The 17,052-nt window shown below is 37.9% G+C and carries 16 protein-coding genes and 1 pseudogene; 1 reads left to right on the forward strand and 16 read right to left on the reverse strand.

What is annotated here, in order from left to right; translation table 11 throughout:
• Positions 1-88: 88 nt before the first annotated feature.
• Entirely contained in the window at positions 89-832 is a 744-nt protein-coding gene (gene sfsA / locus G613_RS0105620; RefSeq protein WP_029231727.1) for a DNA/RNA nuclease SfsA, read from the forward strand.
• Between the two features lie 125 nt (positions 833-957).
• Here the strand turns inward: sfsA and G613_RS0105625 are convergent, their stop codons facing one another.
• The 16 genes and pseudogenes from G613_RS0105625 to G613_RS0105695 all read right to left on the reverse strand — a co-directional run.
• Entirely contained in the window at positions 958-2,427 is a 1,470-nt protein-coding gene (locus tag G613_RS0105625; RefSeq protein ID WP_029231728.1) for a methyl-accepting chemotaxis protein, read from the reverse strand.
• Between the two features lie 180 nt (positions 2,428-2,607).
• Positions 2,608-3,495 carry a nucleoside hydrolase gene (locus G613_RS0105630; RefSeq protein ID WP_029231729.1) on the reverse strand — a complete coding sequence of 296 codons (888 nt, stop codon included), beginning with the start codon at positions 3,493-3,495 and terminating at the stop codon, positions 2,608-2,610.
• A gap of 56 nt (positions 3,496-3,551) precedes the next feature.
• Positions 3,552-5,405 carry an AAA family ATPase gene (locus G613_RS0105635; protein WP_029231730.1) on the reverse strand — a complete coding sequence of 618 codons (1,854 nt, stop codon included), beginning with the start codon at positions 5,403-5,405 and terminating at the stop codon, positions 3,552-3,554.
• A 124-nt stretch (positions 5,406-5,529) separates the two neighbouring features.
• Positions 5,530-5,952: an HIT family protein gene (locus G613_RS0105640; RefSeq protein WP_029231731.1), complete on the reverse strand. Its 423-nt coding sequence runs from the start codon at positions 5,950-5,952 to the stop codon at positions 5,530-5,532.
• A gap of 28 nt (positions 5,953-5,980) precedes the next feature.
• Positions 5,981-6,916 carry a DMT family transporter gene (locus tag G613_RS0105645; RefSeq protein WP_029231732.1) on the reverse strand — a complete coding sequence of 312 codons (936 nt, stop codon included), beginning with the start codon at positions 6,914-6,916 and terminating at the stop codon, positions 5,981-5,983.
• A gap of 59 nt (positions 6,917-6,975) precedes the next feature.
• Positions 6,976-7,968, reverse strand: coding sequence for a hypothetical protein (locus tag G613_RS0105650; protein ID WP_029231733.1), 993 nt, complete (start codon positions 7,966-7,968; stop codon positions 6,976-6,978).
• A gap of 13 nt (positions 7,969-7,981) precedes the next feature.
• Positions 7,982-9,478 carry a polysaccharide biosynthesis C-terminal domain-containing protein gene (locus G613_RS0105655; protein ID WP_029231734.1) on the reverse strand — a complete coding sequence of 499 codons (1,497 nt, stop codon included), beginning with the start codon at positions 9,476-9,478 and terminating at the stop codon, positions 7,982-7,984.
• A gap of 188 nt (positions 9,479-9,666) precedes the next feature.
• Positions 9,667-9,996 (reverse strand): glycosyltransferase, encoded by a 330-nt coding sequence (locus G613_RS0105660; protein ID WP_029231735.1) that lies wholly within the window; start codon positions 9,994-9,996, stop codon positions 9,667-9,669.
• A 43-nt stretch (positions 9,997-10,039) separates the two neighbouring features.
• Entirely contained in the window at positions 10,040-10,186 is a 147-nt protein-coding gene (locus G613_RS19440; RefSeq protein WP_155828039.1) for a hypothetical protein, read from the reverse strand.
• A gap of 55 nt (positions 10,187-10,241) precedes the next feature.
• Complete coding sequence (locus tag G613_RS0105665; protein ID WP_029231736.1) at positions 10,242-11,228, reverse strand: hypothetical protein; 987 nt, start codon at positions 11,226-11,228, stop codon at positions 10,242-10,244.
• Between the two features lie 12 nt (positions 11,229-11,240).
• On the reverse strand, positions 11,241-12,422 hold the full coding sequence (locus G613_RS0105670) for a hypothetical protein (RefSeq protein WP_029231737.1): 1,182 nt from the start codon (positions 12,420-12,422) through the stop codon (positions 11,241-11,243).
• 23 nt (positions 12,423-12,445) lie between these two features.
• Positions 12,446-13,576 carry a glycosyltransferase gene (locus G613_RS0105675; RefSeq protein WP_029231738.1) on the reverse strand — a complete coding sequence of 377 codons (1,131 nt, stop codon included), beginning with the start codon at positions 13,574-13,576 and terminating at the stop codon, positions 12,446-12,448.
• A gap of 46 nt (positions 13,577-13,622) precedes the next feature.
• Positions 13,623-14,606 (reverse strand): radical SAM/SPASM domain-containing protein, encoded by a 984-nt coding sequence (locus tag G613_RS0105680; RefSeq protein WP_035774281.1) that lies wholly within the window; start codon positions 14,604-14,606, stop codon positions 13,623-13,625.
• Positions 14,599-15,636: a glycosyltransferase gene (locus G613_RS0105685; RefSeq protein ID WP_029231739.1), complete on the reverse strand. Its 1,038-nt coding sequence runs from the start codon at positions 15,634-15,636 to the stop codon at positions 14,599-14,601. Before G613_RS0105685 ends, G613_RS0105680 begins: the two co-directional genes overlap by 8 nt.
• Before the next feature lie 150 nt (positions 15,637-15,786).
• Positions 15,787-16,491, reverse strand: coding sequence for a sugar transferase (locus G613_RS0105690; RefSeq protein ID WP_081647792.1), 705 nt, complete (start codon positions 16,489-16,491; stop codon positions 15,787-15,789).
• Between the two features lie 361 nt (positions 16,492-16,852).
• Positions 16,853-17,052, reverse strand: a pseudogene (locus G613_RS0105695) (transposase); the annotation flags it as partial.

Below are 17,052 nucleotides of genomic sequence, written 5' to 3' on the forward strand. Positions count from 1 at the left end.
TTTCCACTACAATTACTATAAAACTATCATACACTAAAACGCATTCTTGCGTACCGGATCAAAAAGACAAATCGGTTCGAGGTGATACATGAGATACAATAACATTTCATCTGCCAAGTTCATATCCCGTCCCAATAGATTTATTGCCCAGGTCCTGCTTGATGGAAAAGAGATCACGGTACATGTCAAAAACACCGGACGGTGCAGGGAGCTTCTTTTACCAGGGTGCACAGTATACCTGGAAAAGGCCGCCAATCCCGAGCGCAAAACTCCTTATGATCTGATTGCCGTAGAAAAGGATGGCCGCATTATCAATATTGACTCCCAGGCTCCCAATATTGTGGTAAAAGAGTGGCTTGAAAAAAGCGGCAAATACAGCTATATCAAGCCTGAATACAAGTACGGAAACTCAAGGATTGATTTCTACATGGAAATCAGTACTGATGATACTGGCAGCAATGTCTCAGATGAAACGGCATCTAGTGCCAACGAACCACACAGATGTCTCATGGAAGTTAAAGGCTGCACTCTTTTCATTGATGGAATAGGCTATTTCCCCGATGCTCCCACGCAGCGTGGTGCCAAGCACCTTAGAGAACTTGCCGGTGCAGTCAAGGAAGACTACCACACCTCGGTTGCTTTTGTAATTCAGGGCGAAGGAATAAACGAGGTCCGTCCCAACACTGCTACAGACCCGGAATTTGCCAAAGCCTTTCAGGAAGCAGTGGATGCCGGGGTAGAGATTGTGTTCTTTTTATGTAAGGTTACTGATGATACCCTTGAAATAACTTCTGAGCGTAGAATGACCAATGCTACAATTACTAAATCGTAAAATTTTTGTGATATCCCTATATCTCATTCAAAAAAGGTCACTATACCATCACCGGCATAGCGACCTTTGATTCAATATATGAATTAGTTCATCCTTAATAGTATGTTCTCGTAATCTTGAAGCAATTACTTATTTCCGCTTCTACTGATTTCCAAAATCTCATCCAGGATATTCTTGGTAGTCTTCATATCTTTCTCGCAGTCCAGACTGATCTCGATGCTGGACTGGGCTGAAGCTGCAACCTCTTCTGATGTGGCTGACAGATTACTGATTGCATCCATTACCTTGCAGTTAGCGTCTACACAGGCATCAACGTTATCAGAAATTGTTCCCGCTCTGGAGGTAAGGTCTGAAACCTTCTCAAGGATCACTTCAAACTTCTCACCGGTCTGAGTGATGATCTCGCCCTGTTCATTAGCTGATTCCACGCTCTTAAGCATGTTATCGGAGGCAAGATTAACTTTTCCAATAAGTTCATCGATAGTAGATGCAATCTGCTCTGCAGATTCCTTGGTATGTTCTGAAAGAGCTCTGATCTCATCAGCAACTACCGCAAAGCCCTTGCCTGCTTCTCCTGCTCTTGCAGCCTCGATTGAAGCATTAAGAGCCAAAAGATTGGTCTGACCTGAGATACTGAGGATCGTCTCAACTATCTCTTTTACCGAGCTAGCTGACTGCTGAAGGTTGGAGGTCATCTCAGCGGTCTCAGCATTAGCTGTGGAAGCTTCCTTGGACTTAGCGTTAAGCTGCTTGACCAGATTATTACCATCATTGATATTCTCTGTAACCTCATCAGAATTGGCACGCATAGCCTTGGCCTGACTTGCAATGTCCTCAAGGGCTGTTGTGATATTTGAGTTCATCTCTGTCTGAGTCTGGATTGCCTCAGCAGTATGAGTTGTAGCTACAGATATCTGTTCTGAAGACTCCGCAGACTGTGTAACCTTCTCTGCCAGGGCCTCCATAGCCTCGTGTGCATCCTCAAGTTTCTCGCCAATCTTAATGCCGATTCCCTTGATAACTTCTGCATCTTTCTGTTGCTGCTCAGCTGCAGCCTGGATTTCCTCGATAGTCTCTTTATTCTGTCTATTGCTAAGTTTTGAATAGAAGATAGCCATCAGGGACATCAATATTGCAAACACTGCATCTGTCGTAACTGCATGTCTTCTTGCGGCAACTTCTGTCGAGTATACATAAAACAGCGGTATGTACAGGATGTTTATTCCTACAACAAGTGCACATGTAATTGCTGTGATCACAGGATCCGCATACAAAAGGGCCAATATCAGAAGCGCAGGTCCAAAAGCCCACATATAGGTGATATGCACAGATCCCAGCATTACAACCAGATAATCCGCAACCGCGCATCCCATCAGAAGGTATTTACCTCTGTTTCTGCGGCTATACAGTATGTAGGAAACAACAGAGGCGATGATAGTAATCACCTGCAGGATACACATGGATGTAGTATTGAGGAATCCTACTCTCTCAGCCTGATACACGATAGTGGAGGCCAACATAAAAGCGTGTATAATACACGAAAACTTAAAAGCTAACAGGTTACTCTCATAAAAATGTTTTTCATGTAAATCCATAGTATTCTCCGTTTCTTTATAGCCCACGAACAAAAGACTAACGTGAACGCAAACAAAAATACGAATTAACATCCACAATACTATTATTTATCATTTACTTCGAGTAGTCTAATTAACTATTTATAAACAAAATAAATATTGAATATGCGAAAAGTCCGCATTTCTGCGGACTTTACTTTTTTATACGTTGCCATAGTTGATCTCAAGTTTAGCAATAAAATCCTCCAGCACATATCTGGAATCAACATCAGTGTATATGCGAATCATAGGATTGTCGCCATTAGCCTCAGAGGATGTGTCCTCAGCTACAAAAGGTGCCCTTGCGTAGTGGTAATGACCACATCCCGGGTTTATTGCAATAGCTATAGCCGGAGAATCTCCAAGAGACCAGCTCTCGCCCTGTGTCCAGCCTGCAAATGGCGACATGTTGTAATCCACCATATTGCGGAATAGATGCTCTCCAATCTTGCCGCAGGGCTTAATTCGCCTCTGTATCTCTGCAAGTCCGATATTAACTGTAATATAAACATGAGATGGTACAAGCCATAAATCTATTCCGCTCTGAAGTACCGTATTGGCAGCAGGTATGTCATTGGTTGCATTAAACTCTGTAAACGGTGCCTTACAGGGTGCTTCCCCATGAGTTCCAATCCAGATTACAGTTATCTTGTCCTTGATTTTTGGCTCTGTCAAAAGAGCTTTCGCAACGTTAGTGATTGCCCCCTGACACAGGATGAAAAGTGGCTTATCATCCTCTTTAAGTGCCTCATCGATAATGAACCTCACAGCCTCTGACACGTTTTCATCTACAGAAAGCGGTCCATCCTGTCCCTTAAGAATCGACACGTCATCAATGTCCATGGCATCAAGAATTGTCTCTATTTCGCGAAAGCTCTTTTCCATGGAACCCGCTTCCTTGAAGTGCTCAGCAATTATCCCCTTAACTACGAGCTTAGGGCTTAGCAGCGCATGAGCTATGGCAAATGGATCATCTGCCTCGCAGGCCGCATCAGTGTCCACAATTACTCGTATCTTTTTACTCTCCGGAACATCATACTCGAATTTCATAAAATCCCCCTTTTTAATTCAAGTCTTCATACTCAACTCTTTAATCAATCATACAATCACAATTTTTCCAGATATCCTGCAATATTTATATAGTTTATCCCCTTATACACCTTGTCTTTCCCGTTGTACAGGACATTTCTCGATACTATTGTTCCAAACTGGAACTCAGTTTTCTCATTCTTTTCCTTATCAACAAGATGTTTGAACTGGTCATCTATAACTTCGCTACTATGCTTTATCTCAAATATCTCGCAGGTCAGATCATTTTCATCCTGTATCACCATGTCATACTCGCCGATAGGAAATGACAGTTTAAAGACATTCTTGTAACGAGGCATGCGCTTTCTAGTCTCCATTATTACAATATCTTCAAGCATTCTGCCCTTCACATCCTCTAAAATGGTGTTACAAATGCGGTTACGCTCCACCAAAGGATATTTCATAAAGGCTTCATCTGCCATAAGCGAATAAACAAGTGCCTGAGCCTGACAATACCGCATCCCCGGCTGTGTAAAAATAATCCTCTCAACCTCCTTGGATGTCCCAATAGTTCTACTTGGGCAATCCATAATAAGATCCAGAATTTTCAGGTAATCTTTTATTTCTATGACATGCTCATCCGTCAGTTCTACCCTTCTCTCATCATTGTTCCTGATTTCCAGTATTCTTTTTAATCTTTCAGTAACTTTTTTAACATCAATACTATCCAGTGCACTCACTTTGCCATCTACAATGGCTCTTTTACGGTCTATTTGTCTGACCGATCCAAGATCATGGGACACGAAATCCCTGGTCAGAACCGACAACACAAACCTATGGTTCATATCCTCGATTATTCTGTTGATGGCCGAAGTCAGCTCATTCTTGTCGTAAAGATCAATCAAATGCCTGAAATGGCCGCCATACCGGTAACACGAAAGACTATGCTGAATATTCCTGGCAATTGCGGTGTCTATATACTTCCTGGTTGACTCATCGTCCCTAAAGGCCAGACCATCATCCAGGTACTCATCGCTGCCATAGTCAGACTCTCCCAACCTAAAAGTACCACCATATCTGATATATTCATCTAAATTATGGATATTCAATAGTCTGGCATATTCTCTGAAAGGTATAAAAGTGGTATGTATGGTGTAAGCTCTGTCATAGAGTTCATCATCAATTGAAAGCATAAATCCAAGCGAATCCGTACCTGAAAGCACTATCTTCATGCCGGAAGCCGCATAAATATCAGATAAAAGAGATGCCGAGTCTATGAAATCCTCCATAAGCGTGACTTCATCAATAAAAGCATACTTAATTCCCATTACAGATAACTGCCTAAGATCCTTATTAAGCATGCCCATATCATCGCTTGATTTCATCTTGATATATGCAGTCTGCTCAAGTGGAAGCTCTGAAATAGCCTGAAAAAGCATAATCGTCTTGCCGGTTCGTCTAAGCCCATACAATACGCATATCCTCGCCTCAATCTTACCGGTAACATATCTACGTAGATGCTCATAGCATTCTCTTTTCCCAAGCTTACCTGCCATTCCAATTAGCGGTAAAAGAGCTTCTCCAATAACCACTCCGGTTTCAAACTTGTTGACATTAACACTACCTGATATGTACCTTGGAGCTTCTTCTCTAACGATACTAGCAAAATCAGAATTTTTCTGCGAAGCTGAATTATAATATTCTTCCAAGAGTCTTCTATGCTCTTCCTCAAGCATCTTCCTCTTAGCAATAGCCCCTATGATAAGTCCCTCTTCTGCAGCCTTAACATATCTGCTCTTCTTGGTTCCATCCTCTGTCCATTGAAGATACATACGTCTCTTGCCGCGAATAGTCTTATAGGTGATATTTCCCTTGGGAAGCTCTCCAATCTCACTATATATCTTCTCTATATCATCCCTGGTAACTGCCATATTAGTACGCTCTCCTTATTTGCTTCTAATATAGCAAAAAGCAACTACAAAAGCAACCATAATAGTTGCCATTGTAGTTGCTTGTGTAGTTGCCTTAGAGTTGCTTTAGTTTACTCTTTCAGAATTAAAGTGCAGCCTTGATTTTCTCAATCATATCCTGATACTCATCATCAGATAAGAAAACCTTCTGTGGGTTCATCTCAAATACTCCGCCCCACTCAAATTCATCCTTGTACTTGGGCACCAGATGCATATGAAGATGGCAGCCTGTGTCGCCGTATGCGCCATAGTTCACCTTATCAGGGTTAAATACCTTGTGAATAGCCTTAGCAGCTCTATTCACATCAGCAAAGAATGCATTTCTCTCCTCATCTGAAATATCAACGATCTCACTTACATGATCCTTGTAAGCCACAATACATCTTCCCTTGTGGCTCTGCTCCTTGAACAGAATAAGCTGGCTCACACTAAGATCACAGATCTTAATTCCAAATTTAGCCAGTGGCTCTCCCCCCACGCAATATCCGCAATTGTTGTCTTTAGTCATTTCCCTGACTCCTTCCATTTACTAATAATTATTGGTTCTTCTTGGCGTTAACTACTATAATCCCCGCCGATACCAGTAATAGTGAAATAACACTTACTACCGAAAACGCCTGGCTCTCTTCACCAAGAAACAGCGCCGATAGTAGCACACCCATGATCGGGTTCACAAATCCCAAAACCGAAACCTTACTCACAGGATTGTACTTAAGAAGCACTCCCCATAAAGTATACGCCCCTGCGGAGATAAATCCCATATAAATTAGATTCAAATAGCATCCTGCACTGTTAAAAGACAGATTACCGCCCATCAAAAGACCTATAGCTAAAAGAACTATTCCCCCCAGAGTAAACTGATATCCGCTCAGCACTACCGGATTCTCATGCTTTGAAAAGATCTTAATACTGCATCCGGAAATAGCATAGAACAATGCCGCCATTAGCATCGCCCCTTCTCCGGCAAAAGACATTCCGCCACCCGCAAGAACGCTGCTGCCTCCCAGAAAAAGAAATATTCCAAAGAATCCAACAAAGCATCCCAGTAGCTTTTTTACCTCAAACTTCTCAAGTCTGAATAAAAAGATAGCAAGGATCGGAGCCAGGAAATTCCCTGAAGCATTGATAATAGAGCCTCTTACTCCCGAAGTGTTTGCCAGTGACATGAAAAAGAAATAGTACTGCCCGATTGTCTGACATAGCGCCAGAGCGCCTATGTACTTGAGCGATTCTATCTTGGGCGTCAGCACCTTCCGCGAAACCAATGATCCAAATAGAATCGTCATCACGCCGGCCAGCACAAATCTTGCTCCCGCCAGCACCAGTCTCGATGCTGTATCCGACGCCGGTATTCCGAATAATTCATATGCTATTTTAATCGCCGGGGAAGCACTTCCCCACAGCACGCAACAAAAAATGGCCGTCGCAACCATTACAGGCGCCAGCGACCATATTGGTTTCTTAGTTTGCATTTTGATATTACCTTATCGTGAGCTCTGTTTCATCGGTCATTTTTTATGTATTTTACATATCAATATAACATATCATGATAATACTTATTCATGTTCTTTATTAGCTTAGCGCAGTACCAATCATCTACAGATTTAATGAATTCAAACAAGTCAATATTGGATTCACACAGTTCTTTAAAATATTTATAATACTCCACATATATGGGCGAGTCGGCCAATTCTTTATCTATAGGATTAGCCTTTTCAAATATATGCAGATGAAGTCCATGATGCGGCCTATAGTAAACCGATTCAGGATTAGTATTCTCCATCAACTTTACCCCTCCAAATTTTTCTGGGTCTATCTGATCCAATCCAATTCCTGCATACTCCATAAGTTCATATAAAATACTCTCATCGTTAATTACACAAGGATTCCATATATCAGATTTCCATTCAAATGCTTTATTAATTTCATTTATTATATGTTCTTTACTTTGTTGCACTTTAGGAATATATTCTTTGGGCTTAAAACAATGCAACCCGCTCAATAACTTCCATTTCTTTTTGATAAAAAAATAGTTTTTTAAAGCGTCCATTGTTCCATTACGAATAGCATTCCCAACTAGATGCTTCACTCCCCTACTCTCACTAAGTACCCTAACAATATTGGAATAAGGTCGGCCGATATAATTACAATGTCTTAAATGTGCATCAAATAGATCAGCATCTTCTTTGCACACAAAAATATCAATGTCCCCAATATAAACGACATCATATTCCATCAATGAATAATCAAGTATCATCCATCTTAAAGCTCTTTTAACTAAATTATTCTCTAAAGCTTTGTTACTCAGTCCTGTTTTATCAAAATCTATTTTTTTAAACTCTACACCACCTATATAATTTGTTATATCATCAATCGTTTTTAAATACTTATCTGCAGTATCACAATCATAATATATGATAAAATGAGTGTTTGGATATGCTTTATTTATTGAGTATAAATACAGTGGTACAAAAGAAAAGTATTTTTCACTTCCAAAAACATAGCCTATCACACAATTTTTCATAACCACTCTCCCACTATTTTTTGATCTTCTTCATTCGATCTGTCATAGTAGCAATCAACGTCCAATCAGATACAGCGTACACCGCAAAACTAATAATTAAAAATAAAGCAGTAACTACAGAAGCATATTTTGCCCAAGACATATATGTATCGACCATTACATGAATCCTATTGCTTATTATTCCGTATATTACCACAATCACCAAATCCTGAAATACTCTTTTCATAAAAAAGGATATCTTTCTGGCGAGAATATTCTTCCTCAAATATATAACACTTGCAATAAGCCTATACACAATTGCCAGTAATGTACCAATCGTCACTCCAACAAGCCCTAGTTTCAATGTTAAAGCAAAAGATACCAAAATATTAATTATCATCTCAACTATGCAATATTGCTGAGTTTCCTTGAAATGCCCTGCAGAATGTATAATAGTTGTATATGGAATTCGTAATATTAACAATGAGTATGAAAAAACGATAAGATATGCAAATGGATAATTTGTATATTCTGCATCATCAACACCTGCAGTATATATTTTTACAAAGGGAACAATCATCGTTGCTGAAACGCATAGTATCAAATTTGCTAAAAAATGAAAAAGCATCTCAAACCTTGTGAACTCTATGGATAACGATTCATTGCTCTCAGACACCAATGCCTGTCCCAAAAAGCTCTTATATCCTCCCCCGACAGAGGTCACAAGCCCTCTCAATCCATTTAGTGGAAATGTATATACATTATACACAGATATGTTCTGTAAAGATGAGCAAATAGTAAGTACAATAGTATCTAAACTTATAATAAGCATTGAAGCTACATGTTGAAGCAGTCCGCTCCATTGTTGCGGAATTTCGTATTTCTCATTTGAAGTACATTTTTTAAGTTGATATCGTTTTAAAACATACCCATGTAGTATCAATGGTTTTGCAAGGAATATCAGTGAAGTAACTAATTTTACTGCTTGAATAGATAATCCTTTCCTTATTCCCAAATAAGTTGCCAAGCCGTTAAAAATAATAACGACAATATCTATTTTTGTACAAATGAACATTTTTTGGTCTGCAGACAATAAAACTTGATCTGTCAGTCCAAACAAATACTGGCCAATCATACTAACAGCTAGACACAATACAAGCGAAACAGAAAAAAACACGGAATACTCTGTTTTTGAAACACTATAATAGCAGCATAACAATAACACATAAAAAAATAATCCAATTCCGAGGATTTGGAAATATTTCTTTACTGCATGGTACATTGCCGATATTAACGTCCAGTCTTTTTCAACTAAAGGCTTATATAACGCTGCTTGAGCTACAGATGATACTCCGAAATCAAAATATGTTATTACAGAAAGCAATTGTGTAATTGAATAAATATATCCATTTACTCCGGATCCATATTGTTTCAAGATAAGTCTAGGAACAATCAGTCCAACAATCACCGCTACTATATGATGTATTATTGAGAAAAATACATTTTTTCTTAAGTATTGTTTCTTCTCCATAATTAACCTTTAAAGCATCAATCCTTTGTGATACATCCATAAAAATTTATTTTTATGATAACCATACATATTATTGTTAATGAAGTAAGTAAGATTCCAAAATGAATTCTTGCAATCCTGTACCGTTTTTCTTCTCACAGTAGTTAATCTATCATTGCCCTCTGTGTGGTAAACACGGACTATTTCATTTAATCCCCAACTAATATATTTCTTTCAAGTTTAAGCCATAATGTATTTTCAGAAACAAATGTAATGTTTTCAGGAAATCTATCCGACATTAGTTTCCCTTCTGCATCAACACACAATGCCTTAATCTGGAAACATTGCTTACGCTTTTCCCCAGGCATCTTATTCCATTCATCATAAAAAATCTGACAAGCTTCAGGAAGTAATTCATCATCAGAATCAATTCCTATCACAAGTTCTCCTCGAGCATGACAGTATCCCACATTTCTCGCCGTATGAACACCGCCATTCTCCTTTTTCAAATAAAGAACTGGTAAAGAAGTTTCTTCCATGAAACTAAAAATTATATCATCTGCTAAAATAGTCGAGCCATCGTCAATTTATAATGTACTCGATGTTTCTAAAAGTCTGGTTACTAACAGAATTAAGCGTTTTGCTTATAGTCTCCCGCCTATTAAACACTGAGGTGATAACTGTGATATAAGGTCTTGCACCATCCCAAGCGCTATTCTTTTTTGTCATAAAGACCTTTTCTGTCATACCCCCACCACTCAACTCACCTGGCTGTCTAATCAATTCACTCTTTACCTTTTACACATTTCCCAAATAATGACGAGATTCTTTCAATCACCTTGAAAAACCCTGGACATTTTGCATATATATATCTAAGTGCTCTAAATGCGTTTGACGAAACAAGGTAATACGCTGAACAATCATTTGGGATAATATAGGAGTCTTTGAAAGCAGCTCTTGGATTATCTAATATCTTTTCAACTCCTAAAGATGGTTTACCTTCTTTCCTGGTATCCAAAAAGTATTGTTCATCACATAGCTCAAACGGAATTGTATACCTGATACCTTTCATACCATCAGAGGGTCTATATCCCGAATAATGAATAACCTTAGCCTCGCTTATAAATTTAAGGCCATATTCTGGTTGAACATTCCAGCTTCCATCTAATTCTTTTATAATTCCGTTCATTCGCGAATTTGCTTCATTGGCTGATGCCTGATCAGTGTATATTCCTTTAGCTATAGACTGCTTATACAAATCCTCCCATAATTTGTAAAAAGAAAAAGCATTTTCCGAGTCTGAAACTAATATAATCCCGGTATTAAAATGCTTATTATCGTAATTTGACGAAAAAGACAATTTCTTTGCATTGTTATCGTGAAAACTTCTATTCCAAAAATCAGAGAAATACAAATGTCTGTCCAATACCATTCCTATATCTATCTTCTGTTTAGGCCATGCTATATTTTCACAAAAGACAGTATCTGTATCTACAAACATAAAGCGTCCTTCTATACGCCTTCTTACAGAAACCTTCAACAACCTGGAGCGGACTCTGGGTGATATTGCTTTATCAAAATCAACTGAATGAACCTCTGCCATCTGAAATATAGCAGCTCTTTTCCCAACCAATCCGTTATAAGTAACATCATCAGCAAGAACTATCACATTTGCATCTGATACTTGTCTTCTAAGAGAGCAAATGGATATTATACACTGCTCATAATAGTAATCTGATTCGGATGAGACCAATACATAAACAAATTTCATAATATTTTCCTACTAGTCAGTTTGAATTGTCATTTCTAAACTATTTGTTTGAATAACCTTTTTCTCAACTTTCTGGAATAAAGGAACCCCTAATAGTATTAAAAAAATATTTTGGGATATGGAAAAGAAATTATTTTCCATAACACCATAAATTGCGTAAAGGCACATTATTTCAATAAGTAAATAGTCCTTTTTCTTCTTTTGATGTATCATTGCCACAACATATACACATGAAAAACAAACATACACAACAATCCCATATCTTAGCAAAAGGGCCATGTAAGAATTGTCTAACCAAAAGTGATAGAATTTGCCTGTTGCAATCTTATTTACAAAAAGCTGAACATCCTGTCCCAACCAACTGATTCCATAATATCTATACGTTTTGTAACACAGTGAAAAGCGCAATGACATGAAATAATCAAACTTTTTGACCAGCGGGTTCGCAGTAGGATTACATGTAGAAAAGATAATACTGATTGCATTTACGATAACTGCGGTAGCTATGTATACGATAGACAATTTTTCAAGATTACCACCCAACCGGACAGTCATAACATGGATAAAGACTATTATTCCCAATATGACTAAGGCATAAAACGACGTATTGCAATTAGGAACCTTATACACAAAATATGCCATAAACAGCGTCAGCAAAACATCAAAGCCATTCAATTTGTCTTTTCTATTGTATAATCGGTATGCTGCTAATAAAAAGAGCATTACCCCCAGCTGGTTAGGATGCGTAAATCCCAAAGAATGCCTTGTTATATCCCCTCGGAGGAAAACTTTATCGTCGATATATCCTCGAAAGAACAAATATATAACAATTCCAAATGCCATGAGCTGAGATAGATACACCATCCTGACTATCCTATTAAAAGGTACATTTTTGGATGCCACTACAAAAATCCATGCTGCCATTAAAGAATTATTCTTCGAATTTATAGTTGCTATACCAATAAGCAGCGTCCCTAGCACTATAATTCCTATATCTCTTGGAGTATATTTGTGAAAAAAAACGATGTTAATTACCAGTAACGCCAATACTGCAAAATCAACTACACTATTAACGTCCTCCTTCTTCCATACAAAGAAGTATTTAATAGTAGTATTCAAAAGGACACTGGCTCCTGCCCATAGGAATAAAATCACCACAACAAATTTTTGTCCAAAGACATCTCTCTTTTCCAACTTAGCTCCCTGTTAAACGTTAACTAGACTTCATATATTGTTTCAAGATCACGTATTTGACACTTTTTGTCATAACCGCTTCTCTTTACAATATCGTTGCATTCGATTCTGTCATAATTCCACGATCCATTGTTATAATCATCAATAACAATTTTTGCGCTTTCTTTTGCATCCTCAATTCCAATAAATTTGCTTTGTTCTAGTATTTTGGCTTGTTTGGTAACCCTGTCCGAAATGTAGCAGGGCAAACCGGATGCCTGAGCCTCTGCTGTTACCAATGGATTTCCTTCATGAAAAGATGGAAGCAGAAAAACATCTGCCATGTTCATAAAGTTTTCAATAGTCCGCGATTTATCAATCATTACAACTTCATTTTCAAGATTCAACTCACTTATAGTATTGGTGATGCTTTCTATTTCATCTCCCTCGCCAATAATAAATAGTTTTGAATCAATTACGCTGCTTATTTCCTTAAAAAGATAAAGTAAAAAGATGTGGTTTTTCTGATTTTGGAGTCGGCCAACATTCAAAAAAACTACTTGTGAATCTTTTATTCTCCATTTCCCCCTCATCTCGTCTCTTATTTGTGGCGCAAATCTGAATCGTTCTACATCAATTAAGCAATTAACGTATTGAATGCGATTGTGCATTTTGGGTGGATACAGAAAATTTGCTGCTTTATCAGAACAAGCAAGTAAAACATCAGCATTATTTCCAGGCATATTCACAAGAATACTATGTATAATTTGTTTCAACGCTCTTTTTTTATTTCCTAAGCAAGAAGCATGAGCATGAAATACTACTTTTTTTATTCCACTTCTTTTGGCCATTCGCGCATAAATCCATGCTATTCCATTTGCTGCATGGATGTGGATAACATCGCATTCCATCCCGACAACTGTCTTTTTAAATAGTCTTATGCCATTTATTGTACGTTTAATAGGATTTAGAAAAGCTTCAACCCTTACAGGACTATATAACTCAATTCCCAGTTTTTTCAAATCTTCATCGTATAAATCGGCATATACTTGTGTGGGCCAAATAATAATACTAAATCTATCTTTATCAATATTTTTGGCAATATTTATGATATATGATTCGACGCCTCCCGGGGTCCAAGCTTCAGTAAATTCCACAACATTTGTCTTTTTCATTTTTCTCATCCCTCTTCTGTAGAATTAGCTTTAGCAATGAACATTATTATTTATTAGCTCTAAAACGTGCTGCAAAAAAATGAGTCATGAACCAAACTCCCGGAACCCATATTTTCTTTTTTAAAGCACTTTGTACATTACACACAGACCAGCAATTCAATTTGCAGTTTCTGCATTTTTCCATAATTTCATTGGAACTGTCCGATTTAATAATTTCATCCCAGGTATTTCTTTTAAGATTACCCATCACCCATTCAGTAGGTGTCATATTACACGGGAGTACATTTCCATTACATTCAATTGTAAATGATGATCTACCTGCATCACACTTTACAGGCATAGCCATTCTATCTATATAATTGATGCTCATATCATTAAAATAGGCTCTGGCCCAGTCTTTTTTCCTATTAGACATAAGCTGTATATTAACAAGTTTCTTTAATTCTGCCTTAAGTGGTGTAGTATCATTGATCACATTGTCTGATTTGTTAAAGTAATATGAATTGTGAATTACACTTACGCCGAAATCCACTCCCAACTCTAAAGCATACTTATACATATCAATCATCTGATCGTAATTGCTTTCCTGAAGTGTAAAGCTTATTCCTAAATCCGGTATTCCTAGCGCCTTTAATTGTTTTAGCGTATCTATAGCCCTATCATATATATCGATTTGTCTTATTCTATTATGTGTTTCTCTATTTCCATCAATAGAAACTCTAATTACAAGGTCAGGATATTTTTTGCATAAATCAACAATTTTATCCGTATAGTATCCATTTGTATTGATCATTAACCTCTTCGTCTTTGGTAAGAGGATTTTTACTATTTCTTCAATATCTTCTCTGACAAATGGTTCTCCACCGGTTATCTGAATGAATTTGGAACATGGTAATTTCATAATATCAGCCAGACTGATCTCATCCTGCTTGCAAGAAGATTGTTTATACGAATTGCACATTATGCATCTGGCATTACATCTATGCGTTACAACAAGAGTAATGTCATAATTCCTGTATTTTTTAACCATATACCCTCTTATATTTCATACACATTTCTTCTAAATTGTAATGGGTTTCTATCAGTTTTTTCGCTTCCATTCCGTAACTTACGTTGTTAATGATACTCAAACAAGCATCACTTGCTTCTGTATAAAGAGTCCCGGTTTTCCCATCATGTATTAGCTCATTGTTTCCTTCAACATCCGACACGACACATTTCTTCCCCATATACATCGATTCCATAAGCGCTATAGGCAATCCTTCCCATAGACTTGTAGAAAGATAGCAGTCATAATTGACTGCACGCTTTATTGCTTCTTTTCTAGGAAGCAATCCGGTTATTTCAATGTTGCGACTGGTTAGCTGAGTTCTTTCATCACCATCGCCAATCCACACAAACTTATAATTTGGCAATTTCTCAGCAATCTCATTAAATAGCTTCGGATTTTTCTGTGGTCCGATTCGTCCTGCAGTGTATATAGTATATTCGTGTCCAGATTGATTCACGTTTTCTATTGCATTGTCAACAAATTCAGTATCCAGTCCATTCTCCACAAGATAAGCTTTGGAGATTATTTTCTTAGCTTCTTCATATTCATATTTTCCACAGGCAATTATTCCATCACATAATCCAGCCAGAATGCGTTCCATTGTTCTTAAAATAAAGCGCTTATAGCCTGACTGATCTTTTCGCAAAAAGCAAAAGCCATGAGGAGTGTAATATTTTAATGCGTCACATCCCATTAAACCAATTCGTGCGATAATGCCCGCTTTTGTAGAATGAATATGAATTATATCTGGCTTTTCCTCTTTAACAATTCCTTTTATCTCTCTAATAGCTTTGAAATCACCTATTAGAGACATTCTCAATTTCAAGTCGGGAAGAGGAATTAGTTTTACTCTGGGATCAAAATAATCAGAAAGATTATGAGGTGTATCCGGCCTTATTCCATATAAGACAACAAATTTATACTCATCGCATAAACCGTTGCATATGCCTGTCACCACTGGAAGAACCCCACCTGACAGTACTTCTGTCACGTGAATTATCGTTTTCATCTCTACCCCCAACTATCCTCAAGTTATTCCTATTCACAATTAATTATAAACTATATATAGTATTATGTCATAGAAAAAAGCGTAGACTCTTAACACTTAAGAGACTACGCTTCAATTTATCTTTTACCATATAAAACTACTTTAACAGGATCAATATGCTCCGTCCTTGCCAAACACAGCAGGGAATGTTTTGAAAATCAACTCGATATCCTTGAGAATACTCATATCCTCTATATACTGCAGATCCAGTTCAATCCATCTATCCCATTTAATCTTAGCTCTTCCACATACCTGCCAATAACAGGTAAGTCCAGGTTTTGCAACGAGGCGCTGCTTTTCATAAGCGTTGCACTCTTCCATCTGGTTATAGAGAATAGGTCTTGGACCTACAATACTCATGTCGCCTTTAATTATGTTTATAAGCTGAGGGAGCTCATCGATAGAATATCTTCTTATAAACTTGCCTACATGGGTTATTCTTGGGTCATTTTTAATCTTGAAAGCGTGACCGGTCTGCTCATTCTGAGCCTGCATCCGCTCAAACTGGGCTTCTGCATTTTTGTACATGCTACGGAATTTGTAGATTTTAAAGGGCTTCATGTTCTGTCCGGCACGAACTTGTGTAAAGAACACAGGGCCTCCGTCTTCAAGCTCTATTGCCAAAGCTGTCAAAAGAAAGATAGGTGAAAGAAGTACCAATGCGATACTTGCTGCCACGATATCAAATGCTCTTTTGGTCCACTTATAGATGTTGGGCTTGTGATCGTAAATTTCCTGATAGTTGAGTTCAATAATCTTCCGGCCAACAAATACGCCGCTTAAAGATTCTGCCCTAAGTGTTGCTGTTTTTGCCATATCATAACCCCCTCATAGGCTGTGACTGCATATCTACAAACTATATCGGCATTTCTATGTGATAAATTTATAGCATTCATCTGTTATCGCTGATTTTTTATTATATCAGCGAGCATATGTCCCTAAATCTGAGTACAATGCTCCATTTATATTTTATCAATAATGCGATAGCTTTACTAATTAAAAAACTATAAACCATCATGGAACTTGCTACGTAAAAATGGCGCAGCCTCTAGGCTGCGCCTCAGACTGTAGACAAAGTGGTCCTGAGAGCGTAGCTCTCAAGACCATTTTTCTTTTTCGCGAGTGTTTTATTGATAATAAAGGATAGAAACGGCCTCTATCAGGCCATCTCTAACCGCCATTCATGCTTGATTCTTGCAAGCTTTTTTAGATTCATACACGCAAAGGTAAGCGCGACCTTCATTTCCATCCGCGCCTTGCCATACATCTGCGTATATCTGAATCCGTGGTTCTCTTTTGCTGTTCCAAAGATTCTCTCTATTGTTTCTTTTCTGTGAGAATAGAGATCCTTCATTCCTTCTGTGTACCTTATATCCT

It is taken from the genome of Butyrivibrio sp. VCB2006, from assembly GCF_000420945.1.
Lineage (GTDB): Bacteria > Bacillota > Clostridia > Lachnospirales > Lachnospiraceae > Butyrivibrio.

Bases quoted from the DNA above. Each gene is read 5' to 3' on its own strand.
- sfsA (WP_029231727.1), top strand. From the start codon at position 89: ATGAGATACAATAACATTTCATCTGCCAAGTTCATATCCCGTCCCAAT.
- G613_RS0105625 (WP_029231728.1), bottom strand. From the start codon at position 2,427: ATGGATTTACATGAAAAACATTTTTATGAGAGTAACCTGTTAGCTTTT.
- G613_RS0105630 (WP_029231729.1), bottom strand. From the start codon at position 3,495: ATGAAATTCGAGTATGATGTTCCGGAGAGTAAAAAGATACGAGTAATT.
- G613_RS0105635 (WP_029231730.1), bottom strand. From the start codon at position 5,405: ATGGCAGTTACCAGGGATGATATAGAGAAGATATATAGTGAGATTGGA.
- G613_RS0105640 (WP_029231731.1), bottom strand. From the start codon at position 5,952: ATGACTAAAGACAACAATTGCGGATATTGCGTGGGGGGAGAGCCACTG.
- G613_RS0105645 (WP_029231732.1), bottom strand. From the start codon at position 6,916: ATGCAAACTAAGAAACCAATATGGTCGCTGGCGCCTGTAATGGTTGCG.
- G613_RS0105650 (WP_029231733.1), bottom strand. From the start codon at position 7,968: ATGAAAAATTGTGTGATAGGCTATGTTTTTGGAAGTGAAAAATACTTT.
- G613_RS0105655 (WP_029231734.1), bottom strand. From the start codon at position 9,478: ATGGAGAAGAAACAATACTTAAGAAAAAATGTATTTTTCTCAATAATA.
- G613_RS0105660 (WP_029231735.1), bottom strand. From the start codon at position 9,996: ATGGAAGAAACTTCTTTACCAGTTCTTTATTTGAAAAAGGAGAATGGC.
- G613_RS19440 (WP_155828039.1), bottom strand. From the start codon at position 10,186: ATGACAAAAAAGAATAGCGCTTGGGATGGTGCAAGACCTTATATCACA.
- G613_RS0105665 (WP_029231736.1), bottom strand. From the start codon at position 11,228: ATGAAATTTGTTTATGTATTGGTCTCATCCGAATCAGATTACTATTAT.
- G613_RS0105675 (WP_029231738.1), bottom strand. From the start codon at position 13,576: ATGAAAAAGACAAATGTTGTGGAATTTACTGAAGCTTGGACCCCGGGA.
- G613_RS0105680 (WP_035774281.1), bottom strand. From the start codon at position 14,606: ATGGTTAAAAAATACAGGAATTATGACATTACTCTTGTTGTAACGCAT.
- G613_RS0105685 (WP_029231739.1), bottom strand. From the start codon at position 15,636: ATGAAAACGATAATTCACGTGACAGAAGTACTGTCAGGTGGGGTTCTT.
- G613_RS0105690 (WP_081647792.1), bottom strand. From the start codon at position 16,491: ATGGCAAAAACAGCAACACTTAGGGCAGAATCTTTAAGCGGCGTATTT.